We start from the raw sequence: 26,104 nt of genomic DNA, 5'->3' as shown, positions 1-26,104 counted from the left end.
TCCTCATCATTGCCCCCAGCACGCCTTGCGCGTCATATCAGGCGCGGCTCCCGGATTGCTTCGCGCACCGGTACTGCTCAGACTGAAGGCGGCACAGGGATCGCCCGCCATCACCGAGTCAATTGCCGGCGTGGCAAGCAGAACGAAATCCTGAGGGTTCAATGCAGGGGTGATTCTATAGCGATCATTGCCGGCGATGACGCCAGTCGCATCAATAAAAGTGCCGTTCCTCGCGTAATAGCGCTCAAGGTACTGTGCCTGCTCACTCAGCAACCCGGCAATTTCCGCGCGATAGACCTTTTTCATATGGCTGAGATACCCGGGATAGGCGACGCCCGCCAGGAGTCCGACGATCGCCACGGCGATCAGTAATTCGATCAGGGTGAAGCCTGTGCAATCCTTGCCCATCGTGCTGCTCACCTATTGAAGTTGTCGCCACATGATTCGTCGAAAACGCTCGCCGGGCCCACTGCCCACACGGGCATACACAGACTCCAGGACGGAGCGTGAGTGCCCACTGACGCCCACTGATGTCACGCGATAGACCGTGGCCTGGGCCTCTGCCGGGAGCTGAGCCAAACCCGTTCCCGGCCCCAGGTTTTGAATACCGTAGACGCCATCTTTCATCCCTATCCAGGTCACAGTCGATACGGGATTCGTCCCCGGCCCCACTACCGAAACCGATTCGGCAGGTGGCGCGCACGCAGCCGTCGAGTGGCAAGGGCGCAGGGCGAAACCTGACGCCTGCACCAAAGACTCGCCAAGCCTGAGGCCGCTTTCGGCCTGCTGAAACGACTGGTTGCGCTGCCGAAGGCTGCCGGTAATTTTTTCTTGCGAGATTGCTCCCTGCATCGAAGACACTCCGAGGAGTGCCAACAGCAGCAGGAATACCAGGCTGATCAGCAAAACCATGCCTGCCTGCCTCGAACGGGAGAGGTAATAACCCATGGGCACGCTACTCCAGGCGATTACGTAGTGCCGCGACCACGCTGTAGGCCTGGTCTTTCACCAACCCATTTGGATCCTGAAGTGTCAGCAGAATCCGCACGCTGCGGATGAGCGACTCATCGCCGGGGTTGGGGTCATATCGGCTGACAACCGTTGAGCCAGGCTTGTCGGCCACGCCGAAACTGATATCGAATGCCCCCACGTTATCCACCAGCACCGCTTTGCTCGGGGCCGCCAGCGTGCTGAACTTCAGCTGCCCGCCCTCAAAGGTGTAGGTCAGCTTGCGCAGTGGGAAGTGGATTTGCCCGGGCGTCGCTGCCGGCGGGCTTCCAACATAGGCGTGGGCAGAGCCGGTGCAATCGGAAAGCACCGTCCAGTCCGGCTTGCTGCCACCCTCCCCGACGTCGGCGGTCACCAGCGTCAGGGACCGGGAACTGCCGGTGGTACTCCATCCAATGGGACGATCAAAACCTGCGGGAGCGTTGCTGATTGATGCAGCGGACAAGCAGCCAAACATGCCCGCCTGGCGTATTTCCTGAATCAGCTTGCCAAGGGCGAACCGTGCATCATCCTGCAACAGCGAAGCCGCACTCTGGCTGGCATAAGTGGTTCGGGAGCTGAGTGCAATCTGGGTCACCCCCAGGATCAACATCAGGCCGAGGGCCAATGCCAGCAGCATCTCCACCAGGCTGAAACCGCACACTGGACCTCTCATGGCAACACCCTCGGGTCGACTGCAATCCGGCTGGTCAGGGTGAACGTTTCCCGGGTGCCTTGAGCCTTCGCTCCACGGGAGTCGTCCCAACTGATGCTGATGGTCACTTCTCGCTGATTGACCGCAACCGACCCCTTGGCGCTTTCCCCGGCGAACCCGGCGATATTCGCTTCAAAGTCGTGCAGGTCCAGATCACGCACACTCGCTACCGAGGTACTCGAGGGCGCGCGTTCACCCTGGCCCCAGGAGTAATCAGCACCCGAATTGGCGCGGATCCGGTCGAGCATGTCGTAGGCAATGAAACTGGCCTGACTGGTCATCCTGGAACTGTCGGTATATTTCAATGCATTGAGCTGAATGACTGCCGCCCCTAGCAGGCCGACAGCGAGTATCAGCACAGATACCAGGACCTCGATCAGGGTCATTCCGGCCTGGGTCGGTTGCGGGTGGGGCGTTACGGGAAAAGCGTTCATTACCATCGCCATCCATGTCGAAGGTCATCAGAAAGCAGCGCAAACCTGCTGTGCGACGCAAGACTAGCGCCGGTATTGCCTGAGCGCTGCCCCCCGGAACAAAGCGAAATACTTTGGACAGAATGGCCACCATTCGACCCGCCGGACTGGGCGCTATAACTATGTCTGCCATCCGGCACCGACTGAAAAAGCACACCGCGTCCACGGAGGGACGGCCCATGAAACAACGAGGTTTCTCGCTGATTGAACTGATACTCGGCCTGTTCCTGAGCGGCATCCTGGCCAATCTGGCAGTGCCGAGCCTCAAGGGACTGCTCGAGTCGCAACGACGCCAGAGCGCCGCCGAATCCCTTGCCGGCGGACTGCGTTATGCCCGCACAGAAGCCATCGCACGCAATCGCACGGTGGTTATCCATGCATTGGACGATGACTGGAGCCGGGGTTGGAGGGTGATACTGGACCTGAACGGTCGCGGCCATCTGGACGACAAAAACCCGGTGCTGCTGGAGCGCCAGGACAGTGGGCAGATACCGATTGTGGGGAATACGCCGGTGAGAACCCAGATACGCTTCAGCAGCCTGGGTGAACCGCTGCTGTCAGCAGGGGCATTCAGCGCCGGCACCGTCCACGTGTGTGCGACGGACCAGCAACTGAGCCTGTATCAAATAGTGCTGGCCGCCAGCGGGCGTATCAGCCTGCGCAGTAACAAGACCGAGCAGGCTTTGTGCCGGGGCTATGCCGGCACTCTGGGCCTCAGAGCAGCGAACGAACCCGCAGCTCCTTGGGCATGGAGAAAGTGATGTTCTCTTCACGGCCAGCCAGTTCATCAGCGCCCGTGGCGCCCCAGGCCTGCAGTTGCTGAATAACGCCACGCACCAGGACTTCCGGGGCCGACGCCCCGGCAGTGATGCCAATGCGTTCGACACCGTCGAACCAGCTGCGCTGCATGTCTTCGGCACCATCGATCAGGTAGGCCGGGGTGGCCATGCGCTCGGCCAGTTCGCGCAGGCGGTTGGAGTTGGAGCTGTTGGGGCTCCCCACCACCAGCACAACATCGCATTCGTCGGCCAATTGCTTGACCGCATCCTGGCGGTTCTGGGTGGCGTAGCAGATGTCATCCTTGCGTGGACCGCCGATGGCCGGGAAGCGCGAGCGCAAGGCATCGATGACGCGGCTGGTGTCGTCCATGGACAAGGTGGTCTGGGTAACGAAAGCCAGCTTTTCAGGGTTGTGCACCTGCAATGCAGCGACGTCTTTTTCGTCTTCCACCAGGTAGATCGCCCCACCATTGCTGCCATCGTACTGGCCCATGGTGCCTTCGACTTCCGGGTGACCGGCGTGGCCGATCAGGATGCATTCACGACCATCACGGCTGTAGCGCGCGACCTCGATGTGCACCTTGGTCACCAGCGGGCAGGTGGCGTCGAACACTTTCAGGCCACGGCCTGCTGCTTCGGTGCGTACCGCCTGGGAAACGCCGTGAGCGCTGAAGATGACGATAACGTCGTCCGGCACCTGGTCCAGTTCTTCAACGAAGATGGCCCCGCGGCTGCGCAGGTCTTCGACCACAAACTTGTTGTGGACGACTTCATGGCGCACGTAAATCGGCGGCCCGAAAACTTCCAGGGCGCGGTTGACGATTTCAATCGCCCGGTCCACGCCGGCGCAGAAGCCACGGGGGTTGGCGAGTTTGATTTGCATGCTGTGCCTCGTGTCTTGCCCTGTAGGATCGAGCTTGTGTGGCGAGGGCGCTTGCTCCCGCTGGGCTGCGAAGCAGCCCCAACAAGCTCGCCCCTGCAGTAGGCCGATTTCGTTAGTTACAGCGCTTTAACGTCGATGATTTCAACATCAAAGGTCAAGGTTTTCCCGGCCAACGGGTGGTTGAAGTCGATGGTCACTTGCGCGTCATCAAAGGCTTTCACCACACCCGGCAGCTCGGTATTCGCCGCATCGTTGAAGATCACCAGCAAGCCTTCCGACAGCTCCATGTCCTGGAACTGCGAACGCGGGATGATCTGCACGTTTTGCGGGTTGGGCTGGCCAAAGGCGTTTTCCGGCAGGATCTGCAGGTTGCGCTTGTCGCCGGCCTTGAAACCGAACAGTGCCGCTTCGAAACCCGGCAGCAGGTTGCCGTCGCCGACCTTGAAGGTCGCCGGGGCCTTGTCGAACGTGCTGTCGACCGTGTCGCCATTCTCCAGGCGCAATGCGAAATGCAAGGTGACTTCCGTGTTCTGGCCAATGCGTTGCTCAGCCAATACCTGTTCAGTCATGAACGGTCTCTCCGGTTTTCTTGCTTTTGAACATATCCAACGCCAGCATGATTGCACCGACGGTGATGGCGCTGTCGGCAAAGTTGAACGCCGGGAAGTACCAGCGGTTCTGCCAATGCACCAGAATAAAGTCGATCACATGGCCCAGGGCAATGCGGTCGTACAGGTTGCCCAATGCGCCACCCAGCACCAGCGCCAACGCAACGGCCAGCCAGGTGTCGTTACGCCCCAGGCGCTTGAGCCAGACTACCAGCACGGCACTGACCACCACGGCGATCAGGGCAAACAGCCAGCGCTGCCAGCCGGAGCTGTCAGCCAGGAAGCTGAACGCAGCGCCGGTGTTGTAGGCCAGGGTCCAGCTGAAGTAGTCGGGAATCACCACGATCTGCTGGTACATCTCCAGGGCGCCTTCGAAGTGAGCCTTGCTGAGCTGGTCAATGACCAGCACCAGCACGCTCAACACGAGCAAGCCCAGGCGTCCAAAACGACTGGCTTCAGGCATAGTGACGAACCTCGCCAGCGCCAGAGATGTTGTCGACACAGCGACCGCAGATTTCCGGATGCTCGGGGTTCACGCCGACATCTTCACGGCAGTGCCAGCAACGGGCGCACTTGGCGAAGGAGGACTTGACCACCTTGAGCTTGAGACCCGGGACTTCGGTCGCGACGGCATCTGCAGGCGCCTGGGCAAACGGCGCCAGGCTGGCGGTCGAGGTGATCAGGACGAAGCGCAGTTCGTTGCTCAGCTTGGCCAGGTCAGCGGTCAGGCCTTCCTCGGCAAACAGCGTGACCTCGGCCTGCAGGTTGCCGCCAACGGCCTTCGCCGCGCGCTGCACTTCCAGTTCCTTGTTCACGGCAACCTTGACGGCCATTACGCCTTCCCAGTACTCGCGGCCCAGCTCGAAGTCGGCCGGCAATTCGGTCAGGCCTTCGTACCAGGTGTTGAGCATCACGGACTCGTTCCGCTCGCCCGGCAGGTATTCCCACAGTTCGTCGGCGGTGAATGCCAGGATCGGGGCGATCCAGCGCACCAGCGCTTCAGAGATGTGGTACAGCGCGGTCTGCGCCGAACGGCGGGCCTTGCTGTTGGCGCCGGTGGTGTACTGGCGGTCCTTGATGATGTCGAGGTAGAAACCACCCAACTCCTGCACGCAGAAGTTGTGGATCTTCGAGTAGACGTTCCAGAAGCGGTATTCGCCGTAGTGCTCTTGCAGCTCGCGCTGCAGCAACAGGGTACGGTCCACGGCCCAACGGTCCAGGGCGAGCATTTCCTCGGCCGGCAGGATGTCGGTGGCCGGGTTGAATCCGGTCAGGTTCGACAGCATGAAGCGTGCGGTATTACGGATCCGGCGGTAGGCATCGGCGCTGCGCTGCAGGATCTGCTCGGAAACGGCCATCTCGCCCGAATAATCGGTAGAGGCAACCCACAGGCGCATGATGTCGGCGCCCAGGGTGTCGTTGACCTTTTGCGGCGCGATCACGTTGCCCAGGGACTTGGACATCTTGCGACCGTTCTCGTCGACGGTGAAACCGTGGGTCAGCAGCTCGCGGTACGGGGCGTGATCGTCGATCGCGCAACCGGTCAGCAACGAGGAGTGGAACCAGCCACGGTGTTGGTCCGAACCTTCCAGGTACAGGTCGGCACGCGGGCCGGTCTCGTGGCCCATCGGGTGCGAGCCGCGCAGTACGTGCCAGTGGGTGGTACCCGAGTCGAACCAGACGTCGAGGGTGTCGCTGATCTTGTCGTACAGCGGCGCTTCGTCGCCCAGCAGCTCGGCGGCGTCCAGCTTGAACCAGGCTTCGATGCCCTCTTGTTCAACGCGCTGGGCAACCTCTTCCATCAGCTCGACGGTACGTGGGTGCAACTCGCCGCTTTCCTTGTTCAGGAAGAACGGAATCGGCACGCCCCAGTTGCGCTGGCGGGAGATGCACCAGTCCGGACGGTTGGCGATCATCGAGTGCAGGCGCGCCTGGCCCCAGGCCGGAACGAACTTGGTGTCTTCGATCGCCTTGATCGCACGCTTGCGCAGGGTTTCGCCGCTGGTCGGCTCTTTGTCCATGCCGATAAACCACTGCGCAGTGGCGCGGTAGATCAGCGGGGTCTTGTGACGCCAGCAGTGCATATAGCTGTGGGTGATGGTTTCGGTGTGCAGCAGCGCACCGACTTCCGCCAGCTTGTCGACGATCGCCGGGTTGGCCTTGAAGATGAACTGGCCACCGAAGAATTCCAGGGACGGCACGTACACGCCGTTGCTTTGCACGGGATTGATGATGTCGTCGTTGACCAGGCCGTACTGCTTGCAGATCACGAAGTCGTCAACGCCATAGGCAGGCGAGCAGTGAACCACGCCGGTGCCGGCGCCCAGCTCAACGTACTCGGCCAGGTAGATTGGCGACAGGCGGTCGTAGAACGGGTGACGGAAGTTGATCAGTTCCAACGCGGACCCGGTAGTGGTCGCGATCACCGAGCCTTGCAGGTTATAGCGGGCCAGGCACGCCTCCACCAGCTCTTCAGCCAGCACCAGCAGTTTGTCACCGACGTCCACCAGGGCGTAGGTGAATTCCGGGTGCACGTTCAGCGCCTGGTTGGCCGGGATGGTCCACGGGGTGGTGGTCCAGATCACAATGGAGGCTGGCTTGGCCAGGCTCGCCAGACCGAAGGCTTGCGCCAGTTTGGCTTCGTCGGCGATCGGGAAGGCCACGTCGATGGTCGAGGACTTCTTGTCTTCGTACTCGACTTCGGCTTCAGCCAGGGCCGAGCCGCAATCGAAGCACCAGTTCACGGGCTTGAGGCCCTTGAACACGAAACCGCCCTTGACGATTTCGGCCAAGGCGCGGATTTCACCGGCCTCGTTCTTGAAGTTCATGGTCTTGTACGGGTTGGCCCAGTCGCCCAACACCCCCAGGCGGATGAATTCGGACTTCTGCCCTTCGATCTGCTCGGTGGCGTAGGCACGGCACAGTTCGCGGGTTTTATCCGCGCCCAGGTTCTTGCCGTAGGTCACTTCGACCTTGTGTTCAATCGGCAGGCCGTGGCAGTCCCAGCCCGGGACATAAGGCGCGTCGAAACCCGAAAGGGTTTTCGAGCGGATGATCATGTCCTTGAGAATCTTGTTCAGCGCATGACCGATGTGAATCGTGCCGTTGGCATAAGGAGGGCCGTCGTGCAGGACGAATTTCGGACGATCCTTGCCAATCTCGCGCAACTTTCCGTACAGGCCAATACTGTCCCAGCGCTGCAGGATCTGCGGTTCGCGCTGTGGCAGGCCGGCCTTCATTGGGAAGGCGGTGTCCGGAAGGTTTAGCGTGGCTTTATAGTCGGTCATTTAAGGCTCTTCATTAGCGATGGGCGCTAGGTGCGGCTAGTGCACGGGCGGCGGCGACATCCGCATTGATCGCCGTTTTCAACGCCTCCAGGGAGGCGAAACGCTGCTCTTCACGCAGCTTTTGGTGGAAAGCCACCGTCAAACGCCGGTCATACAAATCACCGGCAAAATCCAAAAGGTGAACTTCCAGGTGGGCTTTGCCATCACCTGCAACCGTGGGCCTGACGCCTATGTTGGCGACTCCGGGCCACGATTGGCCGTCGATGTCGACACTCACCAGGTAAACCCCGGTCAGTGGCACACGACGGCGCTTGAGCTGCACGTTGGCGGTTGGCGTGCCCAGTTGGCGCGCCAGCTTCTGGCCGTGCAGCACCCGCCCGGCAATCCGGAACGGGCGACCGAGCAAACGCTCGGCCAAGGCGAAGTCGGCAGCGGCCAGGGCGTTACGCACCTGGGTACTGCTCACGCGCAGGCCGTCCAGTTCGACGGTTTGCGCGGCTTCGACGGTAAAACCCTGGGTGACGCCGGCCTGCTGCAGGAAATCGAAATCCCCTACCCGGTCGCAACCGAAACGGAAGTCGTCGCCGACCTCCAGATGCTGCACGCCGAGGCCGTCCACCAGGATACGGTCGACGAACTCGGCGGCGCTGAGGCTGCGCAAGCGCTGGTTGAAAGCCAGGCAGAGGACGCGGTCCACACCTTCTTCAGCCAGCAGTTGCAGCTTGTCCCGCAGGCGGGCCAGACGCGCCGGCGCCGTCTGCGGGGTAAAGAATTCTCGCGGCTGTGGTTCAAAAATCACCACGCAGCTGGGCACGCCCAACTCAACCGCACGCTCACGCAGGCGGGCCAGGATAGCCTGGTGGCCACGGTGAACACCGTCAAAGTTGCCAATAGTGGCGACGCAGCCCCGATGCTGGGGGCGCAGGTTGTGGAGACCTCGAACCAGCTGCATAACGCGCTTCTTGCTCATAAAGTGGTCGATTATAACCACACCCGGCCCCGGACGACAGGCAACAGCGCAGGCCATTTGCGCGAATCGATAAAACAACCGTCTTATCGACGAAAAGTCTCTAGCTCAGCGACTTGCGATTGAAATCCCGCAAGCGGAAGCCCATCAGCAGCAACATGCCGAAGTACACCAGCACACCAGCCGCCACCAACGCTCCCAGGCGCATGAAGCGCTCGAGCATATGGCCCTGCTCCCAGGCCGGCATGAAGTGCATCAGGCCCAGCAGTACCGCGGCCATCGTCCCCACCGCCACCACCAACTTGAGCGCAAACAAGCCCCAGCCCGCCTGAGGCTGGAACATTTTCTGTTTACGCAGCTGATAAAACAGCAGCCCGGCGTTGATGCAGGCCCCCACACTGATCGCCAGCGCCAGCCCGGCATGCTTCAGCGGACCGATGAACGCTAAGTTGAGCAGCTGGGTAACCACCAGGGTGAAGATCGCGATCTTTACCGGGGTACGGATGTTTTGTTGAGCATAAAAGCCGGGGGCCAGCACCTTGATCACGATAATGCCCAGCAGCCCAACGGAATAGGCGATCAGCGCACGCTGGGTCATCGAGGCGTCAAACGCAGTGAACTGGCCGTACTGGAACAGCGCGACCGTCAGTGGCTCGGCGAGCAACCCCAGGGCCACGGCACACGGCAGCACCAGCACGAAGCACAGGCGCAGGCCCCAGTCGAGAATCCGCGAATATTCGTGGCGGTCTTTGCTGGCATAGGTACGCGACAGCGTTGGCAGCAGGATGGTGCCGAGTGCCACGCCGAGCACGCCGGACGGCAATTCCATCAGACGGTCGGCGTAGTACATCCACGACACCGAACCCGAGACCAGCAGCGAGGCGAAGGCGGTGTTGATGATCAGGGAAATCTGGCTGACGGAAACCCCGAGGATGGCCGGCAGCATGTTGCGCATCACCCGCCAGACGCCGGTGTCCTTGAGATTCAAACGCGGCAGCACGAGCATGCCGATTTTCTTCAGGTGCGGCAGCTGGTACAGCAGTTGTGCCAGGCCACCAGCCAGGACCGCCCAGCCGAGGGCCATCACAGGCGGATCGAAATACGGTGTCAGGAACAGCGCAAAAATAATCATGCTGACGTTAAGCAGGGTCGGCACGAAGGCCGGCACCGAGAAACGGTTCCAGGTATTGAGGATCGCCCCGGCCAGGGACGACAGGGAAATCAGCAATATATAAGGAAAGGTCACCCGCAACAGATCAGTGGTCAGGGCGAATTTTTCCGGTGTATTGGCAAAACCGGGGGCCGTGGCCCAGATCACCCAGGGCGCGGCGAGCATCCCGGCGATCGTCACCAGCGTCAGCACCAACGTCAGCAAACCCGAAACATAGGCAATGAAGGTGCGGGTCGCCTCCTCGCCTTGCTGGGCCTTGTACTCCGCCAGAATCGGCACGAATGCCTGGGAAAAAGCCCCCTCGGCGAAGATCCGCCGCAGCAGGTTGGGCAGTTTAAAGGCAATGAAGAAGGCATCCGTGGCCATGCTGGCGCCAAAAATACGTGCCAGCAGCGTGTCACGCACAAACCCCAGAACCCGGGAAATCATAGTGATAGAGCTGACAGCGGCCAACGATTTGAGCAGATTCATTGAAAGAGTTTTTGCCTATAGATAAAGAGCAGGCGAACAAACGGCCCACATATGCGATACTCCGCGCCTGCAACAAGCACAGAGCCAAAGCTCGCGAGTTTACAGGTCAAGCGCCGGAAATAAATCACCCGCCTCTTAAGATCGACCACTCAGCAGTTCGCATCACACGCCCTTGACAAGACTTCAACTCATCGGCATGATTCGCGGCCTATTTTGTTTGCTATTTCCTAAAAAGTCTTTCGAGGAGCTCGACGGTGGCCAACACACCTTCCGCCAAAAAACGTGCAAAACAGGCTGAGAAGCGTCGCAGCCACAACGCCAGCCTGCGTTCCATGGTTCGTACCTACATCAAGAATGTAGTTAAAGCCATTGACGCAAAAGACGCTGAAAAAGCTCAAGCTGCTTACGTTCTGGCTGTGCCAGTTATCGACCGTATGGCCGATAAAGGCATCATCCACAAGAACAAAGCTGCTCGCCATAAAGGTCGTCTGAATGGCCACATCAAGGCTCTGAACCTTGCTGCTGCAGCCTAAGCGATAAGCTTGTTAAAAAACCGACCCCAGGGTCGGTTTTTTATTGCCTGCGATTTGGGAAAGCCAAAAAAAGAGCCGGCATGCCGGCTCTGCTTCAGATTTATTGCGCTGTGGGCCACGGCAGGATCGGAATCGCCGTCACCGCATTCTGCGGGCTGCCTTCGATCAAGCGGTCGCTGTAGACCAGATACACCAGGGTATTGCGCTTCTTGTCGAGGAAACGCACCACCTGCATGGTCTTGAAGACCAGGGACGTGCGCTCCTTGAACACCTCATCCCCATCCTTCAGCTCGCCCTTGAAGCGAATCGCACCTACCTGGCGACAGGCAATCGACGCCTCGGCGCGATCCTCCGCCAGACCCAACCCACCCTTTACCCCGCCCGTCTTGGCGCGAGACAGGTAGCAGGTCACGCCATCCACCTTCGGGTCATCAAAGGCCTCGACCACGATCCGGTCATTGGGGCCGACAAACTTGAACACCGTCGACACCTGGCCAATCTCTTCGGCCGACGCCAGCAACGGCATCGCCAGCAGCAAACCGAGCAATCCCTTCATTACGCGCATCGAGACTTCCTTTTTACTTAAACCAGAATCAGGTTATCCCGGTGAACCAGCTCCGGCTCAGCCATGTAACCCAACAGACCGACAATCGCCTCAGACGACTGCCCGATGATTTTCTGCGCCTCAAGGGCGCTGTAGTTGGCAAGGCCACGGGCAATCTCACGACCGTCCGGCGCCACGCACACCACCATTTCGCCACGGCGGAAGCTGCCCTGGACCAGTTTTACACCCACCGGCAGCAAGCTTTTGTTGCCTTGGGACAACGCTGAAACCGCACCAGCATCCAACACCAGGGTACCGCGCGTCTGAAGATGCCCCGCCAGCCACTGCTTGCGCGCCGCCAGCATGCCACGCTCAGGCGACAGCAGCGTACCGATGCGCTCGCCCGCCTTGAGGCGATCCAGCACCCGCTCAATCCGACCACCGACGATGATGGTATGCGCGCCGGAACGCGCCGCCAGCCGTGCCGCACGCAGCTTGGTCTGCATGCCGCCACGCCCCAGGGCACCGCCGACACTGCCAGCCACCGCATCCAGCGCCGGATCATCGGCACGCGCTTCGTAAATCAGCTGGGCCTCAGGGTTATTGCGCGGGTCAGCGTCGAACATGCCGTCGCGATCCGTGAGGATCACCAGCAAATCAGCCTCAACCAGGTTGGCCACCAGCGCTGCCAGGGTGTCGTTGTCACCGAAGCGAATCTCGTCGGTCACCACGGTGTCATTCTCGTTGATCACCGGGATCACCTTGAGTTCAACCAGGGCACGCAGGGTGCTGCGGGCGTTCAGGTAGCGCTTGCGGTCGGACAAGTCGTCATGGGTCAGCAGAATCTGCGCCGTGTGGCGCCCGTGCTCGGCAAAGCTGGACTCCCAGGCCTGTACCAGGCCCATCTGACCAATGGCGGCGGCAGCCTGCAGCTCATGCATCGCGCTGGGTCGCGCGGTCCAGCCGAGGCGGCTCATGCCGGCGGCAACCGCCCCGGACGACACCAACACCAACTCGACGCCGGCCTCATGCAAGGCCACCATCTGGTCCACCCAGACACTCATGGCCGCACGATCCAGCCCCTTGCCATCCGCCGTCAGCAGCGCGCTACCGATCTTAACGACCCAACGCTGCGCACCTGTCACCTTGCTCCGCATCATCTTCAACCTTAGATAGAGGGCCGCGCGACCCAGCGCCGCCCATAACGTTATTCGTGACTACCGATTTCCAGATACCAAAACGCCGCTCGATTGAGCGGCGCTTAAGTTTACTGCAACGAATCAGTCGCGCACGTAAATGATTTCCGGACCATCTTCATCATCCACGTCTTCCTCGTCCCAATCATCGTCACCGATATCATGGACCGACTTGACGCCACTGCGACGCAGGGCACGCTGATCATCCAGCGCCTGCAACTGGGCACGAGCCTCGTCTTCGATGCGCTGATCCAGTTCAGCCAGCTCGGCCTTGTAGACAGGGTCGGCGGCCAGGCGATCGGCACGGTCTTCGAGGTAACGCATGATGTCGCGAGTCAGGCGCTCAGTGCCTTCTTTGGCAATGGCCGAGATCACGTAGACCGGACCGGTCCATTCCAGGCGATCAACGATCTCCTTGACGCGCTCTTCGTGCTCTTCCTCGAGGATCTGGTCGCACTTGTTCAGCACCAACCAGCGATCACGCTCAGCCAGGGACGGGCTGAACTTGGTCAGCTCGCTGACGATCACTTCAGCAGCGTCCGGTGCACTGGTGTCATCCAGCGGCGCCATGTCGACGAGGTGCAGCAGCAAACGGGTGCGGGACAAGTGCTTGAGGAAACGGATCCCCAGGCCTGCGCCGTCGGAAGCGCCTTCGATCAGGCCCGGAATGTCCGCAACCACGAAGCTTTTCCAGCGGTCGACGCTAACCACACCCAGGTTCGGCACCAGGGTAGTGAACGGGTAATCGGCGACTTTCGGCTTGGCAGCAGACACCGAGCGAATGAACGTACTTTTGCCGGCGTTCGGCAAGCCCAGCAGGCCCACATCAGCCAGTACCTTCATTTCCAGCTTCAGGTCACGCTGCTCGCCTGGCTTGCCCGGCGTGGTCTGGCGTGGCGCACGGTTGGTACTGGACTTGAAACGGGTGTTACCCAGACCGTGCCAGCCGCCATGAGCCACCAGCAGGCGCTGACCGGCTTTGGTCAGGTCACCAATGACTTCCTGGGTTGCGGAGTCGATCACGGTGGTGCCGACCGGAACCCGCAGTACCAGCTCTTCGCCTTTTTTACCGGTGCAGTCGGTGCTGCCGCCGTTGGAGCCACGCTCGGCATCAAAGTGCCGGGTGTAACGGTAGTCCACCAGGGTGTTGAGGTTTTCGTCGGCGATCATGTAGACCGAGCCGCCATCACCACCATCACCACCGTTAGGACCACCGTTTTCGATGAATTTTTCCCGACGGAAACTCATGCAACCGTTACCGCCGTCGCCAGCTTTTACTCGGATCGAAACTTCATCAACGAACTTCATAACAAAACGCCTCTCGCCACACGGACGAGCTTAAGAAACCAAGACATAAGACTCTTGCAAAAATGAGCGCAGCGACCTCAAGCAACGACCGCAAATCCACTGCTTTCGCCCATCACAAACAGCTTTGCAAGAGACTCACCCCACAAACGAAAAAGCCCCGTCGCGAGACAGGGCTTTTCCAGCAACTACGTAATTATGCCGCGACGACTTCAGTCTTCGGGACAATGCTCACGTAACGGCGGTTGAAAGCGCCTTTTACTTCAAACTTGATCACGCCGTCGATTTTAGCGAACAGAGTGTGATCTTTACCCATGCCAACACCGTAACCGGCGTGGAATTGGGTGCCGCGCTGACGCACGATGATGTTGCCCGGAATGATAACCTGGCCGCCATACATCTTCACGCCAAGGCGTTTGGCTTCTGAGTCGCGACCGTTACGGGTACTACCACCAGCTTTTTTGTGTGCCATGAGTCAATTCTCCTAGTGAGGAATTAGGCTGAAATTAAGCCTGAATACCGGTGATTTTGATCTCGGTGTACCACTGGCGGTGGCCCATACGCTTCATGTGGTGCTTACGACGACGGAACTTGATGATGCGGACTTTATCGTGACGACCTTGGGAGATCACTTCAGCCACAACGGTAGCGCCTGCAACAACTGGAGCGCCGATGTTCACGTCATCGCCATTGGCGACCAACAGAACGCGATCAAAAGTAACGGATTCGCCAGTAGCGATTTCCAGCTTCTCGATCTTCAGGTATTCACCTGGGGCGACCTTGTATTGCTTGCCACCAGTAACAATTACTGCGTACGACATGGTATTTCTCCGATAATCCTGCTCACCCAGCGCTTTATAAGAAGAGGTATTGGCTGGCATGGCTGCATGGGATGGACGTCCCGAATGCAATTGCGTAAGGCAGGTGCTGCCCAGGAAGTTCAGGGTGCGCGATTGTACGCAAGCTATGGAGGTGTTGCAAGTAGCCGTCTATCGCGCCTTGACACTACGGGACGCGGGTCCTAGCATGCCGCGCAACCCTTCTGGAGCGACTGTCGCTGATGCAACCCCAAGCTTTCTACCGCGCGGTGGCGGACGATTTTAGCGCCGTCGACGGCATCATCAAGAAGCAGCTGACTTCTAAAGTGCCGCTGGTCTCCAAAATTGGCGACTACATTACGTCGGCCGGCGGTAAACGCCTGCGTCCTTTATTAGTGTTGCTGTGTGGCAAGGCCCTGGGCCGCGAAGGCGATGACCTGCGCCTGCTGGCCGCGACCATCGAGTTCCTGCACACCGCCACCCTGCTGCACGACGACGTGGTCGACATGTCCGGCATGCGCCGTGGTCGCGAGACGGCCAACGCGATGTGGGGCAATGCGCCGAGCGTACTGGTGGGCGACTTCCTGTACTCGCGCTCGTTCGAAATGATGGTCGAGCTGGGCTCGATGCCGGTGATGAAGATTCTTTCACAGGCCACGCGCATCATCGCCGAAGGCGAAGTGTTGCAGCTGTCGAAGGTTCGCGACGCCAGCACCACCGAAGAAACCTACATGGAAGTGATTCGCGGCAAAACCGCGATGCTCTTCGAAGCCTCGACCCACAGCGCCGCCGCCCTGTGCGAAGCGACGCCCGAGCAGAGCGAAGCCCTGCGCACGTTCGGCGATCACCTGGGCGTGGCCTTCCAGCTCGTGGACGACCTGCTGGACTATCGCGGCGACGCCGAAACCCTGGGCAAGAACGTCGGTGACGACCTGGCCGAGGGCAAGCCGACCTTGCCACTGATCTACACCATGCGCGAAGGCACGCCGGAACAGGCCGCCCTGGTGCGCAAGGCGATCCAGAAAGGCGGGATCGAAGACCTGGAAAGCATCCGCGAAGCCGTGGAAGCCTCGGGTTCCCTCGAATACACCGCGCAACTGGCCCGTGACTACGTGGCTCGCGCGATCCAATGCCTGGAAGCCCTTCCAGCCAGCGAATACCGGGACGCCCTGGTTGAGCTGAGTGAGTTCGCGGTCGCCCGTACTCACTGATTCTGCTCTGCTCCATGTAGGAGCTGGCTTGCCTGCGATTGCATCACTGCGGTGTAACAGACAAACCGAGGTGCCTGCATCGCAGGCAAGCCAGCTCCCACAGCGTTCTCTGGCGTTGCTGCCCCCTGCCCGGCTAAAACCCTATACAATGTGCGCTTTTTAGCCATCCTGAAACCAAGGAGCTTTAGTGAGCACGTTGCCACCCTGCCCGAAATGCAATTCCGAATACACCTACGAAGATGGCGCCCAGCTGATTTGCCCGGAATGCGCCCATGAGTGGGCCGTCGGCGGCGAAGCCGAGGCGGCCAGCGATGAATCCGTGAAGAAAGACTCTGTGGGCAACGTCCTGCAGGACGGCGACACCATCACCGTGATCAAGGACCTCAAGGTCAAGGGCACGTCCCTGGTGGTCAAGGTCGGCACCAAGGTCAAGAACATCCGCCTGTGCGATGGCGACCACGATATCGACTGCAAGATCGACGGTATCGGCCCGATGAAACTCAAGTCCGAGTTCGTCCGCAAGGTCTGAATATGCTGCCTCCATCCCGTGCCCTGCACGGGATGGCGCTTCACCCTCCCCGCGTCAGTTCCGCACTGGCGGCAAAAGGCCAGGCCTTTTGATCAAAAACAATATCCACACAGAAAAGTCCGGAAATGGCCAATAGGGACTTGCTATTCTACGAATAAGAATTATTCTCATTGAAACCCATCAAGGAGATACTTCCCATGACTTATTTGATCGATGCCTGGCTGGACCGTCCACACCCTTACCTGCGAATCCTCCATCGGGAAACCGGGGAAGTCTGCGCGGTGCTGGAAGAAGAGGCGTTAAGCGAACTGCAGGATCAGGGCGACCTGGACGTCAATGGCCTGAGTTCCAGTGAGCCCGGGGTGCTGAAGGAAGTGGTGAGAAATCTGTTTCTGTTCTGCTATGCCCGAGCGTTGCGCCCGGTGACGGATCTCAATGGCAAGTTTCATCCATGAGCAACCGCGCAAAACACTGCAGGAGCGAGCAGGCTCGCTCCTGCAGGTAAGGTCTTACAGAACGTCGAGCAGCTCGACGTCAAACACCAGAACGCTGTGCGGCGGGATGCTGCCAACGCCTTGAGCGCCGTAAGCCAGTTCGCTCGGCACGTACAGGCGCCATTTGCTGCCGGCATTCATCAGTTGCAGGGCTTCGGTCCAGCCGGCGATCACGCCGCCAACCGGGAATTCCGCAGGCTGGCCGCGCTCGTAGGAGCTGTCGAACACAGTGCCGTCGATCAGGGTGCCGTGGTAGTGAGTACGCACCTGGTCTTCACGGGTCGGCTTGGCGCCGCTACCTGCAGTCAGCACTTCAAATTGCAGGCCGGAAGCCAGGGTGGTGATGCCGTCACGCTTGGCGTTTTCAGCCAGGAAAGCCAGGCCTTCGCCAGCAGCAGCTTCAGCCTTTGCAGCGGCTTCGGCTTGCATGATTTCGCGGATGACCTTGAAGCTGGCGGCCATTTGCTCCTGGTCCACACGGCTAGGCTTGCCGGCAAAAGCGTCGGTCAGGCCAGCCAGGATCGCGTCCAGGCTCACGCCCGGTGGCGGGTTGTCGCGCAGCTGGTCGCCCAACTGACGGCCAATGCCGTAGCTCACGCGGGTTTCGTCGGTGGACAGATTAACTTCGGACATGGAAAGGCTCCGCTGTAGGACGACACAGGTGCCGTCCAAACTAAAAGGGCGAGCAGACTAGCACACAAGCCACGCCCTTGATGAGCCCCGCGCAGGAGAGCGCCAGGGGCTGATTAATGCTTGGTAACCTTGTCCAGGTAGCCCATGGCAAACGCCGACACCACGAAGGTCATGTGAATGATCACGTACCATTTCAGGTGCTCGGGATCGACGTTCTTGGCGTCCATGAAGACCCGCAGCAGATGGATCGACGAAATCGCTACGATGGACGCCGCGACCTTCATCTTCAGCGACGAGGAGTCCATGGTCCCCAGCCAGTTGAGCTTCTCCTTGCTTTCGTCGATGTCCAGCTGGGAGACGAAGTTCTCGTAGCCGCTGATCATCACCATCACCAGCAGGCCGCCCACCAGGGCCATGTCGATCAACGACAGCAGCACCAGGATCACATCCGACTCGCTCATGGTGAACACGATGGGAATCACATGAAACACTTCCTGGAAGAACTTCAGGCCCAGCGCCAGCAGCCCCAGGGACAGCCCGAAATAGATCGGCGCCAACAGCCAGCGTGAGGCATACATTGCATTTTCGATAAAGCGTTCCATTGAATCTCACACAGCTTGGCTAAAAATGGCGGCGAGTATACCAGCCGCACCCAAACCCCAGAAACCGTCGAGAAAACTGATCTGTACGGCATCTGTTAAGGAATTTTTCTGCTAGTGTCGAGCTCATCAACTCGGCTCGATGATGTCGGACAGGAAAACTCAGATAATGGATGTGCGATCCCCTTTGGCCAGCCTTGGCCTGTGTGCGGCGTTGCTGATGGGCAGCGGTTGTTCCCCAAGCGATGAACACAAGCAAGCCAGTCTCGAAGAGAAAACCGCCAAGTTCGAACAATCCCTGGACGCCATCCAGGACCCCAAGCTCAAGGACGCCGTGTCCGAGCTCGGAGGCTCGCTGCTGTTGCTGGAACGGGCGCGCGCCAAGCTCGCCACCAAGCCCATCGAGGCCGAGTACAGCGAAGACGCCCTGGCGCTGCTCAAGCATTACCCTACGCCGCAGGCGCTGGTCGATACCTACATCAATGGCCTGTTTGTCCTGCGCAAGGCGTCCCATTCGGACTACCTGACGGACCTGCAGCCGATCTTCCCGTTCAACTTCAACATGCCCGACCAGTTCCCCTTCCCTCACGGCCTGGAATGGCAGTCGGTGACCCTGAGCAACAGCAAGGTCATCCCGTTCCAGCCGGAATGGTCGGAAACCGACCCGGGCATCCAGTTGAGCCCCACCAGTTCCAACCTGACCAACCCCGATGACCTGACGGTGACCTACCCATTCGTCGAAGGCGTCGAGACGGAGAACAAAAGCCAGCCGCAGCCCGTCACCCTCAAGGGCAAGGTGGAAGTGATTGCCCCGCGTAAAGTCTTCACCTTCGACTTGTCGAAAAAGGACGTGGGCCGCAAGCGCACCGAAGAAAACGTCACCGTCACCCTGCTGGCCCTGGAAAAGAACTACGCCGAGATCGAACTGACCAACAGCGCCCCGCTGGCGCCGGAAGTCGCGGACGAATCGCCGAACCCGTTGCTGGTGCAGGCTCGTGACACCACCGGGCAATTTCTCTCGCGCTCGGGCTCGATCAACGAAAACGCCGCGCAACTGGCGTTCTACGAGAAGCAACTGGCCGAAATGCAGAAGCAGAAGGCCTGGTCCGACGCCTTCGAGAAACAGCTGGAAGACGAGCAGAAAGCCTTCGAGCTCAAGCAGAACAGCCACTACACCAAGGTGTACTTCAATGGCCTGATCGACAATGTGCAAGTCAGCGTGCTCGACTTTTCCCAGGCCACGGTGACCCGCAAGGACCTGGACCTGCCCGTACGGCGCTTCGACAAGAACAGCCTGGAAAAAACCGTACAGCCGTTGCCGATGCCCGTCACCGTGTATGACGACCAGGCCGCAGATTGGCTCAAGGACGCCACCCTGTCTGAAGACCAACTGAAGAAAAGCGTCACCATCAACCAGTCGGTGGATGACGCCAGTGCGGCGCACGTTGAGTTCGATCACCCCTACACCTTCAACGACGACCTGCTGGGCGAGGACCGCGGCGGCGGCGATGCCCCGGTGACGTTCCTCACCGCCAACGACGAAGGCAAGCTTGGCGAGCCGATCGAACTGCCCGCCGAAGCCTACGAGGTCGACCCGGGGCGCGGCACCATCACCTATGACCTGAACCTGTTCCCTGAAAACCCGGGGTTTGCCGTCGGATCGATGCCGCTGTTCCTGGCGACCATCGAGAAAGGCAGCCTCACTGCCGGGCAACTGCCCAAGGGCCTGGAGCTGAAGGACAACGCGCTGATTGTCGACCAGAAGCTGTTCCCCTCTGACAGCTGGCGGTTCTATGCCAAGGACGCCAGCGGCAACTACCTGAAGGAAATTCTCGGCGTCAGCCACCGCGCCGAGGAATACGGCACGGCGCTGTTCGACGTGCATTACTTCTACGGCCAGCCGACGACATTGGAAACCTACCAGCGCACCGGCCTGGACACGGTGCAGTATGGGTTTGAGGTGAAGCTGGACAAACCCGAGGCGGCCGCTGCCCCCAAGCCCTAGAACACAACTCCCCTTCCCCGTAGCAGCTGTCGAGCACCAGCGAGGCTGCGTCGGGTGCGAACGGGGCTCGGAGTCAGGCACGATGTCGGCGGTGCGGCCGACGCAGCCTCGCTGGCGCTCGACAGCTGCTACGGGGGGGAGTGCGGTCAGCGGATATCGCTTAGCACCGTCTGCCGCCCACCATTGAGTTGTCGCAAGTGCGCCTGCAGGTGCAGGCACCAGATCTGCGGGTCGTCAGCCAGCTCGTACCCGTGCAGGGTCAGGCTTTCAACAATCGAATCGAGGATGGTTTGTGCCACGAAAGGTCCGTGGAACGGGCCTTGGGACTTGATGGTGGAGGGTTGTTCGCCGGTCATTCCGGCGGCAAACAACAAGGTCCACATCCCGGTATCCCCCGCGAGAGGGCGAATGGAACATTCGATACGGGTGACCAGGCCCAGGCACTGGCGGGTGAGGCAGAGGTTGCGCGACATGGCGGCGACCCTCGGTAGATCCGGTATTCAGCCTCGCAGGGCAAGACTGTTTCTATCCAGCGACTCCTGTGGCTATCCCTTGAGCTGAGAATAGAAGAAACCCGGTACAAACCAAGGCTGGGGGACCAACGGATGACTGCCGTCACGACGGCGTCAAAAATATGCCGAAGGGACCTGGAACCAGGCCCCTTCGGCATTGATTACACCGGCTTGGTCTCAGCCAGTGCTTCCTGCGCCAACTCCTTCTCGGCTTCCTTCAGGTCATCTTCACTGATCATCTCGGCGATCGCCCGCAGACGCTCCACCACCCGCGCATTGACGCTGCCTTCGGGGAATTGCCCCTCTTCGTCGGGCGAACCCGCAGGCTCACCCACCAGCAGGCTCAAGGCCTCGTCGGCCTGACGCACGGCATAGACGTGGAATTGCCCCTGCCGCACGGCCTGCAACACCTTCTCATCGAGCATCAGTGTCGCGACGTTGGCCTGGGGAATGATCGCCCCCTGCTCGCCGGTCAGCCCGCGGGCCTCGCAAAGACGGAAGAAACCTTCGATCTTCTCGTTGACCCCGCCGACCGCCTGCACCTCACCAAACTGGTTGATCGAGCCGGTGATGGCAAAGCACTGCTTGAGCGGCGTCTTCGACAGGGCCGAGATCAAGGTGCAGGCTTCGCCCAGGGACGCGCTGTCGCCGTCGACATAGCCGTAGGACTGCTCAAGGGCGATACTCGCCGAGATCGCCAACGGGAATTCCTGGGCATAACGGCTGCCCAGGTAACCGGTGAGGATCATCACGCCCTTGGAGTGAATCGGCTGGCCGAGGTTAACTTCACGCTCGATATCGACGATGCCGCTGCCGCCCGGGTACACCGTGGCAGAAATCCGCGCCGGCACACCAAACGCCGAGTCACCCACCTCCAGCACCGTCAGCCCGTTGCACTTGCCCACCGCCGCGCCGGCGGTGTCGATCAGGATCACCCCGGCGAGCATGTCGTCGAGAATCCGCGCCGACACCCGCCCGGTGCGCGTGGCCTTGGCCTTGAGTGCGCGCTCGATGTGCCCGGAGTCGGTGCGCTCATCACCGGCCAGGTGACGAATGAAGTCCGCCTCGCTGACCAGCTGGAACAAATCACCGATACGCGCCGACAAGCGGCCCTGGTTCTCCGCCAACCGCGCGCTGTAGGTCGCCAGCCGCGCCACCGCATCGGAGGTCAACGGCGCCATGCCTTCTTCCGAGGTGCGGGTTTTCAGCAACTGGGCGAACTGTTCCAGGCTTTCATCCACCATCGGGATGTCTTCGTCAAAATCCACCAGTACCCGGAACATCTCCTGGAAGTCCGGATCCGCGTCCTGCAACGCGTAGTACAACTGGCGGGAGCCGATGATGACCACCTTGAGCTGCAACGGGATCACTTGCGGGTTGAGGGTCACCGTGGCCAGGCGGCCCAGTTCGCCCAGCGGTGATTCCATCTTCAGCTTGCGCGATTGCAAGGCACGCTTGAGGGCGTCCCATACAAACGGCTCGCTGAGCATCTTCTCGGCTTCAAGGATCAGGAAACCACCGTTGGCACGATGCAGCGCACCCGGGCGCAATTGGCGATAGGTGGTGTAGAGCGCGCCCTGGTCGGTGCTGTATTCAATACGACCGAACAGGTTGTCGTAGGTCGGATGCGGCTCGAAGACCACCGGCGCGCCACCGTTGATCGGATGCCCCACCACCAGGCTCGGGCAGTACTGTTCTTCCAGCAACTTGCGGGCCTGGGCGTCGGTTTTCGCATCGTCCACCAGTTGCTCGACCACGGTTTTCAGCAGGTAGACCTGCATCGCCTGCAAGTAGCCGCAGACGGCCGCGTTCTCCGCATATTTTTCGGACAACGGCGCCAGCAGTGGCTGCAAGGCCAGCGTGATGGTTTCTTCGTTGAACTGGCGCATCTGGTTATTGGACTCGCGCTTCCACTGGGGCAGGCTGGCGAGTTCTTCGTTGAGGCGTTCTTCCAGTTCGGAAATATCGGTGTGGAAACGCTCGCGGTCGGCTTCGGGCAACTGCGAGAACTCGGCCTCGTCCAGGGCCTTGCCGTCGAGCATCGGGGTAAACGCAATGTTAGTGCTGTCACGGTACAGCGCCACGTCTTTTTCCAGGGCCAGGCGCTCGATGACGTCCAGGGCACGGTCGTAACGCTGGTTGAAGGCACGGTCGATGGCGCTTTTGCGCTGTTGATACGTCGGGTGTTCAAACACCGCCGGGAAGGTCGCGACCAAGTTGTCGATCAGGCCGTTGATATCGGAGATGAACGCGGCAGCACCGCCCGCAGGCAGTTCCAGCGCGCGGGGTTCGCGAGGCTCATCGAAATTATTGACGTAGACCCAGTCGGCCGGGGTCTGCAGGCGCTTGCCTTCGGCCTTGAGGTAGCGTTTGACGAACGAAAAGCGCCCGGTACCGGGCTCGCCCATCACAAATACGTTGTAACCGGGGCGTGGCATGGCCACACCAAACTGCAAGGCTTCGACCGCACGTTCCTGGCCAAGCACACCGCGAAAGGGCTCCAAATCATTGGTGGTCGAGAAGCTGAACTGTTCAGCGGAAAAAGGACGAGTCAGCGCTTCGGGCGCTAGACGCAAGCTGGCAGCAACAGGATCAGGCATCGGGCTTCCTTACATCAGGCGGGGCAGATGACGGCATTCTGGCGCCGGGTTGGGCCGGCTGGCAAGGACGGCTTGGGGAAAGCATAGCCCCGTGTTCGGGGCTGTAAAAAAACCGAGTGTTTCCGGCTTGTTTCATAAAAAGTCACGGAACCCTTGGATCATGCCTAAACTCCAACCTGCTGCGGGTTGGACTAATAACCGACCCCTAGGGTGCTGTCAGGCACCTGAACCCTTGTCCATTGGTTTGCACACAAAGAGAACAAAGCTATGAAACGGATCCTTCTCGGTACTCTCTTCACCGTCGTCTCCCTCAATGCAATGGCAGAAGCGCCAGGTGGCCCGAACTGCGGTTGGGGCAACATGTTGTTCGAAGGCCAACGCGGCACTCCGGCTCACTTCCTGGCCTCCACCACCAACGGTACCTCGGGTAACGCCACGTTCGGCATGACCTCGGGCACCAACGGCTGCAGCACCAACAGCGCACTGACCTACGGTGGCAAATCGTGGATTGCCATGAATGGCATGATGAACGAGCTGTCCGAAGACATGGCCAAGGGTAACGGCGAAGCGCTGACTACCTACGCTGTAGTACTGGGCGTTGCTCCTGAAGACCGCGAGCACTTTGCCGCTGTGACTCACGAGCACTTCCAGCAAATCTTCAGCAAGGCTGACGTAACCGCTGATGACGTGCACAACAACACCCTGGCTGTACTGAAAAGCGACACCCGTCTGGCGAAATACGCTACCCAGGCTTAAGCTCGACCCGCCCGTGCCTTTCGAGGCACGGGTTTTATTATTTTTGGACCTGCCTCCCCTTTGGGTCTTTTTATCTCGACTTAAGTTGCCCACATGCTCAAACGCCTTGCCTACCTGGCACTCTTCGCCTGCGCCCCGCTGTATGCGGCGCCGCACCTTGATGATCAACGTTTGCAGCAACTGGCCAACGACCCGTTCTGGCTTTCACTGGGGCACTACGAATCCGGCAAGTTCAAAGGCTGGCGCAGCTATGTCAGCGACAAGAAATTCTTCCTCGCTCCCGATGGCGCCCACCATCCGGACCAGGAGCTGAAGGCCACTGTCGAGGCGCTGTATGCCCCGGCCAGCCTCGGCGAAAAGCACGCCCAATGCGTTTACCCGGCACGTACACGCTGGCTCAAGGACCAGTTGCACCTGAGCGACTTGCCGGCGCTGGACTGCAAGGAGTTCAAGCAATGGTTCAAGGACGTCGCCCCCCACAGCGCGGTGATGATCTTCCCGGCGGCCTACCTCAACAGCCCGTCATCAATGTTCGGCCATACCCTGCTGCGCATCGACCAGGCTGACGTGCAGAGCAACAACACCGCCCTGCTCAGCTACGCGATCAACTTTGGCGCCTATATCGAAGGCTCGGACAACAGCATCCTCTACGCCTGGAAGGGCCTGATGGGCGGCTACCCGGGCCTGTTCGCGCTGGTGCCCTACCAGGAAAAACTCTCGGAATACCGTAGCCTGGAGAACCGCGACCTGTGGGAATACCGCCTGAACCTGACCCAGGTCGAGACCGAGCGCATGGTCGAGCACGTGTGGGAACTCAAGCAGATCCAATTCGACTATTTCTTCTTCGACGAAAACTGCTCCTATCGCCTGCTGGAACTGCTGCAAGTGGCCCGCCCAAGCCTGCGGTTAACCGAACAATTCCCGCTGACCGCGATCCCTACCGACACGGTAAAAGCCGTGAAAGAAGCCGGCCTGGTGGAGAAAATCGATTACCGCCCTTCCCGTGAACGGGAGCTGCTGGAACGCGCCAAGCCGCTGGACAGCGACGAGCAGCAATGGGTGCTGAAGATCAGCGACGACCAGAAACAACTGCAGGACCCGGCGTTCAAGGCCATCGCCAAAGACCGCCAGGCCCTGATCATCGACGCCGCCTACCGCCTTGGCCGCTACCGCGCCAACGGCCTGGAGCGCGACACCGAACGCTCCCAGCGCAGCTTCGAACTGCTGCGGGCGATCAACCAGAACCCGGCGCCGGACCTGAAGATCGAACGCCCCGGCCTGCCCGAAGACGGCCACGAATCCCGCACCTGGCAAGCCGGCATCGGCACCCGGGGCGACAAGGCTTTCGGCGAATACGGCCTGCGCATGGCCTACCACGACCTGAACGACAACGCCGAAGGCTTCCCCTTGGGCGCGCAGATTGAAATCCTGCAAATGAAACTGCGCCAGTACGAAGGCAACCACTGGCAATTGCAGCAACTGGATCTGGCAACCATCCGCTCACTGACCCCACGCAACGAGCTGCTGCAGCCCTGGTCGTGGCAAGTCACCGGCGGCCTGGAGCGCGTACCGGGCAAGCATGACGACGAGACACTCGTCAGCCACGTCAACGGTGGCGCGGGCGGCACCTGGCAACTGCGCGACGACATGCTTGGCTTCGCCCTTGGCACGGTGCGCGTGGAGCACAACAGCGACTTCGGTGAAGCCATCTCCCCGGCTGCCGGGTTCAATACAGGTGTGTTGTGGCGCAACCCGCTGGGCAACCTGAGCCTGGAAGCCAAGGGTGACTTCTTCACCAATGGCGAGGTGCGGCGCAGTATCAGCCTGAATCAACAGTGGGAATTGTCGCGCAACCTGGGGCTGAGACTGAGTGCGCAGCGGGAATACAGCCACCTCGCGACACCGGTGAACGAAGTGATGCTGGAAGTGAAGTGGTATCACTATTAATCCCTGAGCCGTAGATCGTTCCCACGCTCCGCGTGGGAATGCATCCTGTGACGCTCTGCGTCACGACCTTTAAAAGCGGAC

General features: G+C 60.2%; 27 protein-coding genes. 8 read left to right on the top strand and 19 right to left on the bottom strand.

All coding sequences use genetic code 11. The features are described 5' to 3' along the window. Window positions 1–6: 6 nt before the first annotated feature. The 4 genes from HX824_RS08125 to pilV are packed head-to-tail and all read right to left on the bottom strand — an operon-like array spanning window position 7 to window position 2,136. Window positions 7–408 carry a type IV pilin protein gene (locus HX824_RS08125; RefSeq protein ID WP_003215892.1) on the bottom strand — a complete coding sequence of 134 codons (402 nt, stop codon included), beginning with the start codon at window positions 406–408 and terminating at the stop codon, window positions 7–9. 12 nt (window positions 409–420) lie between these two features. Continuing rightward, on the bottom strand, window positions 421–948 hold the full coding sequence (locus tag HX824_RS08120) for a PilX N-terminal domain-containing pilus assembly protein (protein WP_003215890.1): 528 nt from the start codon (window positions 946–948) through the stop codon (window positions 421–423). Between the two features lie 7 nt (window positions 949–955). Continuing rightward, window positions 956–1,663, bottom strand: a complete 708-nt coding sequence (locus HX824_RS08115) for a PilW family protein (RefSeq protein ID WP_177021855.1) — start codon at window positions 1,661–1,663, stop codon at window positions 956–958. Beyond that, complete coding sequence (gene pilV / locus HX824_RS08110; RefSeq protein WP_102369926.1) at window positions 1,660–2,136, bottom strand: type IV pilus modification protein PilV; 477 nt, start codon at window positions 2,134–2,136, stop codon at window positions 1,660–1,662. The genes HX824_RS08115 and pilV overlap by 4 nt, the downstream gene beginning before the upstream one ends. A gap of 218 nt (window positions 2,137–2,354) precedes the next feature. Between pilV and HX824_RS08105 the strand changes: the two genes are divergently transcribed. Then, window positions 2,355–2,936, top strand: coding sequence for a GspH/FimT family pseudopilin (locus tag HX824_RS08105; RefSeq protein WP_008432843.1), 582 nt, complete (start codon window positions 2,355–2,357; stop codon window positions 2,934–2,936). Here HX824_RS08105 and ispH read toward each other — a convergent pair. From ispH to murJ, 6 genes are all read right to left on the bottom strand, one after another. Then, on the bottom strand, window positions 2,890–3,837 hold the full coding sequence (gene ispH / locus HX824_RS08100) for a 4-hydroxy-3-methylbut-2-enyl diphosphate reductase (protein ID WP_003215881.1): 948 nt from the start codon (window positions 3,835–3,837) through the stop codon (window positions 2,890–2,892). The genes HX824_RS08105 and ispH overlap by 47 nt on opposite strands. 116 nt (window positions 3,838–3,953) lie before the next feature. Beyond that, window positions 3,954–4,391, bottom strand: coding sequence for an FKBP-type peptidyl-prolyl cis-trans isomerase (gene fkpB, locus HX824_RS08095; RefSeq protein WP_003215879.1), 438 nt, complete (start codon window positions 4,389–4,391; stop codon window positions 3,954–3,956). A 7-nt stretch (window positions 4,392–4,398) separates the two neighbouring features. After that, on the bottom strand, window positions 4,399–4,908 hold the full coding sequence (lspA, locus tag HX824_RS08090) for a signal peptidase II (RefSeq protein ID WP_003215877.1): 510 nt from the start codon (window positions 4,906–4,908) through the stop codon (window positions 4,399–4,401). Next, on the bottom strand, window positions 4,901–7,732 hold the full coding sequence (gene ileS, locus HX824_RS08085; protein WP_008432838.1) for an isoleucine--tRNA ligase: 2,832 nt from the start codon (window positions 7,730–7,732) through the stop codon (window positions 4,901–4,903). The genes lspA and ileS overlap by 8 nt, the downstream gene beginning before the upstream one ends. Window positions 7,733–7,745: 13 nt before the next feature. Beyond that, window positions 7,746–8,684, bottom strand: coding sequence for a bifunctional riboflavin kinase/FAD synthetase (gene ribF, locus HX824_RS08080; protein WP_003215874.1), 939 nt, complete (start codon window positions 8,682–8,684; stop codon window positions 7,746–7,748). A 118-nt stretch (window positions 8,685–8,802) separates the two neighbouring features. Then, window positions 8,803–10,341, bottom strand: coding sequence for a murein biosynthesis integral membrane protein MurJ (murJ, locus tag HX824_RS08075; RefSeq protein WP_003215872.1), 1,539 nt, complete (start codon window positions 10,339–10,341; stop codon window positions 8,803–8,805). A gap of 254 nt (window positions 10,342–10,595) precedes the next feature. On the opposite strand from murJ, the gene rpsT reads away from it, so the two are divergent. Continuing rightward, window positions 10,596–10,874 carry a 30S ribosomal protein S20 gene (rpsT, locus tag HX824_RS08070; protein WP_003215870.1) on the top strand — a complete coding sequence of 93 codons (279 nt, stop codon included), beginning with the start codon at window positions 10,596–10,598 and terminating at the stop codon, window positions 10,872–10,874. A 100-nt stretch (window positions 10,875–10,974) separates the two neighbouring features. Here the strand turns inward: rpsT and HX824_RS08065 are convergent, their stop codons facing one another. The 5 genes from HX824_RS08065 to rplU form a co-directional block, all read right to left on the bottom strand. Continuing rightward, window positions 10,975–11,439, bottom strand: a complete 465-nt coding sequence (locus HX824_RS08065; RefSeq protein ID WP_008432835.1) for a CreA family protein — start codon at window positions 11,437–11,439, stop codon at window positions 10,975–10,977. Between the two features lie 17 nt (window positions 11,440–11,456). Beyond that, on the bottom strand, window positions 11,457–12,575 hold the full coding sequence (gene proB / locus HX824_RS08060) for a glutamate 5-kinase (protein WP_003215866.1): 1,119 nt from the start codon (window positions 12,573–12,575) through the stop codon (window positions 11,457–11,459). 123 nt (window positions 12,576–12,698) lie between these two features. Beyond that, window positions 12,699–13,922, bottom strand: coding sequence for an Obg family GTPase CgtA (gene cgtA, locus HX824_RS08055; RefSeq protein WP_003215864.1), 1,224 nt, complete (start codon window positions 13,920–13,922; stop codon window positions 12,699–12,701). A gap of 193 nt (window positions 13,923–14,115) precedes the next feature. Further along, window positions 14,116–14,391, bottom strand: coding sequence for a 50S ribosomal protein L27 (gene rpmA / locus HX824_RS08050; RefSeq protein WP_003215862.1), 276 nt, complete (start codon window positions 14,389–14,391; stop codon window positions 14,116–14,118). 34 nt (window positions 14,392–14,425) lie between these two features. After that, entirely contained in the window at window positions 14,426–14,740 is a 315-nt protein-coding gene (gene rplU, locus HX824_RS08045) for a 50S ribosomal protein L21 (protein WP_003176051.1), read from the bottom strand. Between the two features lie 239 nt (window positions 14,741–14,979). Between rplU and HX824_RS08040 the strand changes: the two genes are divergently transcribed. The 3 genes from HX824_RS08040 (at window position 14,980) to HX824_RS08030 (ending at window position 16,932) form a co-directional block, all read left to right on the top strand. Then, the gene (locus HX824_RS08040) at window positions 14,980–15,948 is read left to right on the top strand and encodes a polyprenyl synthetase family protein (protein WP_003215860.1); all 969 of its coding nucleotides are present in this window, start codon (window positions 14,980–14,982) and stop codon (window positions 15,946–15,948) included. A 187-nt stretch (window positions 15,949–16,135) separates the two neighbouring features. Then, window positions 16,136–16,477, top strand: a complete 342-nt coding sequence (locus tag HX824_RS08035; RefSeq protein WP_003215858.1) for a zinc ribbon domain-containing protein YjdM — start codon at window positions 16,136–16,138, stop codon at window positions 16,475–16,477. 197 nt (window positions 16,478–16,674) lie between these two features. After that, window positions 16,675–16,932 carry a hypothetical protein gene (locus HX824_RS08030; protein WP_003215856.1) on the top strand — a complete coding sequence of 86 codons (258 nt, stop codon included), beginning with the start codon at window positions 16,675–16,677 and terminating at the stop codon, window positions 16,930–16,932. Between the two features lie 54 nt (window positions 16,933–16,986). On the opposite strand, the gene HX824_RS08025 is transcribed toward HX824_RS08030, so the two are convergent. Beyond that, a complete protein-coding gene (locus HX824_RS08025) occupies window positions 16,987–17,604 on the bottom strand; it encodes an FKBP-type peptidyl-prolyl cis-trans isomerase (RefSeq protein ID WP_003215854.1) in 618 nt (205 codons plus the stop codon). 113 nt (window positions 17,605–17,717) lie between these two features. After that, entirely contained in the window at window positions 17,718–18,206 is a 489-nt protein-coding gene (locus HX824_RS08020; protein ID WP_003215853.1) for a TIGR00645 family protein, read from the bottom strand. 166 nt (window positions 18,207–18,372) lie between these two features. Between HX824_RS08020 and HX824_RS08015 the strand changes: the two genes are divergently transcribed. Continuing rightward, a complete protein-coding gene (locus HX824_RS08015; RefSeq protein ID WP_177054422.1) occupies window positions 18,373–20,208 on the top strand; it encodes a hypothetical protein in 1,836 nt (611 codons plus the stop codon). A 146-nt stretch (window positions 20,209–20,354) separates the two neighbouring features. Here the strand turns inward: HX824_RS08015 and HX824_RS08010 are convergent, their stop codons facing one another. Beyond that, entirely contained in the window at window positions 20,355–20,681 is a 327-nt protein-coding gene (locus tag HX824_RS08010; RefSeq protein ID WP_003215849.1) for a hypothetical protein, read from the bottom strand. Between the two features lie 200 nt (window positions 20,682–20,881). Further along, a complete protein-coding gene (locus HX824_RS08005; RefSeq protein WP_177054421.1) occupies window positions 20,882–23,320 on the bottom strand; it encodes a Lon protease family protein in 2,439 nt (812 codons plus the stop codon). Between the two features lie 267 nt (window positions 23,321–23,587). Between HX824_RS08005 and HX824_RS08000 the strand changes: the two genes are divergently transcribed. Further along, on the top strand, window positions 23,588–24,076 hold the full coding sequence (locus tag HX824_RS08000) for a DUF3015 domain-containing protein (RefSeq protein ID WP_003215845.1): 489 nt from the start codon (window positions 23,588–23,590) through the stop codon (window positions 24,074–24,076). A gap of 93 nt (window positions 24,077–24,169) precedes the next feature. Next, window positions 24,170–26,023, top strand: a complete 1,854-nt coding sequence (locus tag HX824_RS07995) for a DUF4105 domain-containing protein (protein WP_087695249.1) — start codon at window positions 24,170–24,172, stop codon at window positions 26,021–26,023. Window positions 26,024–26,104: the final 81 nt, after the last annotated feature.

Origin of the sequence: Pseudomonas sp. D4002, assembly GCF_013385665.1 — a bacterium.
Taxonomy (GTDB): Bacteria; Pseudomonadota; Gammaproteobacteria; order Pseudomonadales; family Pseudomonadaceae; genus Aquipseudomonas.
Note: the sequence above shows the minus strand (reverse complement) of the source record. Positions and strands in the feature narration are given on the sequence as shown.

Bases quoted from the DNA above. Each gene is read 5' to 3' on its own strand.
- HX824_RS08020 (WP_003215853.1), bottom strand. From the start codon at position 18,206: ATGGAACGCTTTATCGAAAATGCAATGTATGCCTCACGCTGGCTGTTG.
- ribF (WP_003215874.1), bottom strand. From the start codon at position 8,684: ATGCAGCTGGTTCGAGGTCTCCACAACCTGCGCCCCCAGCATCGGGGC.
- HX824_RS08025 (WP_003215854.1), bottom strand. From the start codon at position 17,604: ATGTCCGAAGTTAATCTGTCCACCGACGAAACCCGCGTGAGCTACGGC.
- HX824_RS08105 (WP_008432843.1), top strand. From the start codon at position 2,355: ATGAAACAACGAGGTTTCTCGCTGATTGAACTGATACTCGGCCTGTTC.
- HX824_RS08115 (WP_177021855.1), bottom strand. From the start codon at position 1,663: ATGAGAGGTCCAGTGTGCGGTTTCAGCCTGGTGGAGATGCTGCTGGCA.
- murJ (WP_003215872.1), bottom strand. From the start codon at position 10,341: ATGAATCTGCTCAAATCGTTGGCCGCTGTCAGCTCTATCACTATGATT.
- HX824_RS08120 (WP_003215890.1), bottom strand. From the start codon at position 948: ATGGGTTATTACCTCTCCCGTTCGAGGCAGGCAGGCATGGTTTTGCTG.
- proB (WP_003215866.1), bottom strand. From the start codon at position 12,575: ATGCGGAGCAAGGTGACAGGTGCGCAGCGTTGGGTCGTTAAGATCGGT.
- HX824_RS08040 (WP_003215860.1), top strand. From the start codon at position 14,980: ATGCAACCCCAAGCTTTCTACCGCGCGGTGGCGGACGATTTTAGCGCC.
- HX824_RS08015 (WP_177054422.1), top strand. From the start codon at position 18,373: ATGGATGTGCGATCCCCTTTGGCCAGCCTTGGCCTGTGTGCGGCGTTG.
- HX824_RS08065 (WP_008432835.1), bottom strand. From the start codon at position 11,439: ATGCGCGTAATGAAGGGATTGCTCGGTTTGCTGCTGGCGATGCCGTTG.
- lspA (WP_003215877.1), bottom strand. From the start codon at position 4,908: ATGCCTGAAGCCAGTCGTTTTGGACGCCTGGGCTTGCTCGTGTTGAGC.
- cgtA (WP_003215864.1), bottom strand. From the start codon at position 13,922: ATGAAGTTCGTTGATGAAGTTTCGATCCGAGTAAAAGCTGGCGACGGC.
- ileS (WP_008432838.1), bottom strand. From the start codon at position 7,732: ATGACCGACTATAAAGCCACGCTAAACCTTCCGGACACCGCCTTCCCA.
- pilV (WP_102369926.1), bottom strand. From the start codon at position 2,136: ATGAACGCTTTTCCCGTAACGCCCCACCCGCAACCGACCCAGGCCGGA.
- ispH (WP_003215881.1), bottom strand. From the start codon at position 3,837: ATGCAAATCAAACTCGCCAACCCCCGTGGCTTCTGCGCCGGCGTGGAC.
- rplU (WP_003176051.1), bottom strand. From the start codon at position 14,740: ATGTCGTACGCAGTAATTGTTACTGGTGGCAAGCAATACAAGGTCGCC.
- HX824_RS07995 (WP_087695249.1), top strand. From the start codon at position 24,170: ATGCTCAAACGCCTTGCCTACCTGGCACTCTTCGCCTGCGCCCCGCTG.
- HX824_RS08030 (WP_003215856.1), top strand. From the start codon at position 16,675: ATGACTTATTTGATCGATGCCTGGCTGGACCGTCCACACCCTTACCTG.
- HX824_RS08005 (WP_177054421.1), bottom strand. From the start codon at position 23,320: ATGCCTGATCCTGTTGCTGCCAGCTTGCGTCTAGCGCCCGAAGCGCTG.
- HX824_RS08010 (WP_003215849.1), bottom strand. From the start codon at position 20,681: ATGTCGCGCAACCTCTGCCTCACCCGCCAGTGCCTGGGCCTGGTCACC.
- HX824_RS08125 (WP_003215892.1), bottom strand. From the start codon at position 408: ATGGGCAAGGATTGCACAGGCTTCACCCTGATCGAATTACTGATCGCC.
- HX824_RS08000 (WP_003215845.1), top strand. From the start codon at position 23,588: ATGAAACGGATCCTTCTCGGTACTCTCTTCACCGTCGTCTCCCTCAAT.
- rpmA (WP_003215862.1), bottom strand. From the start codon at position 14,391: ATGGCACACAAAAAAGCTGGTGGTAGTACCCGTAACGGTCGCGACTCA.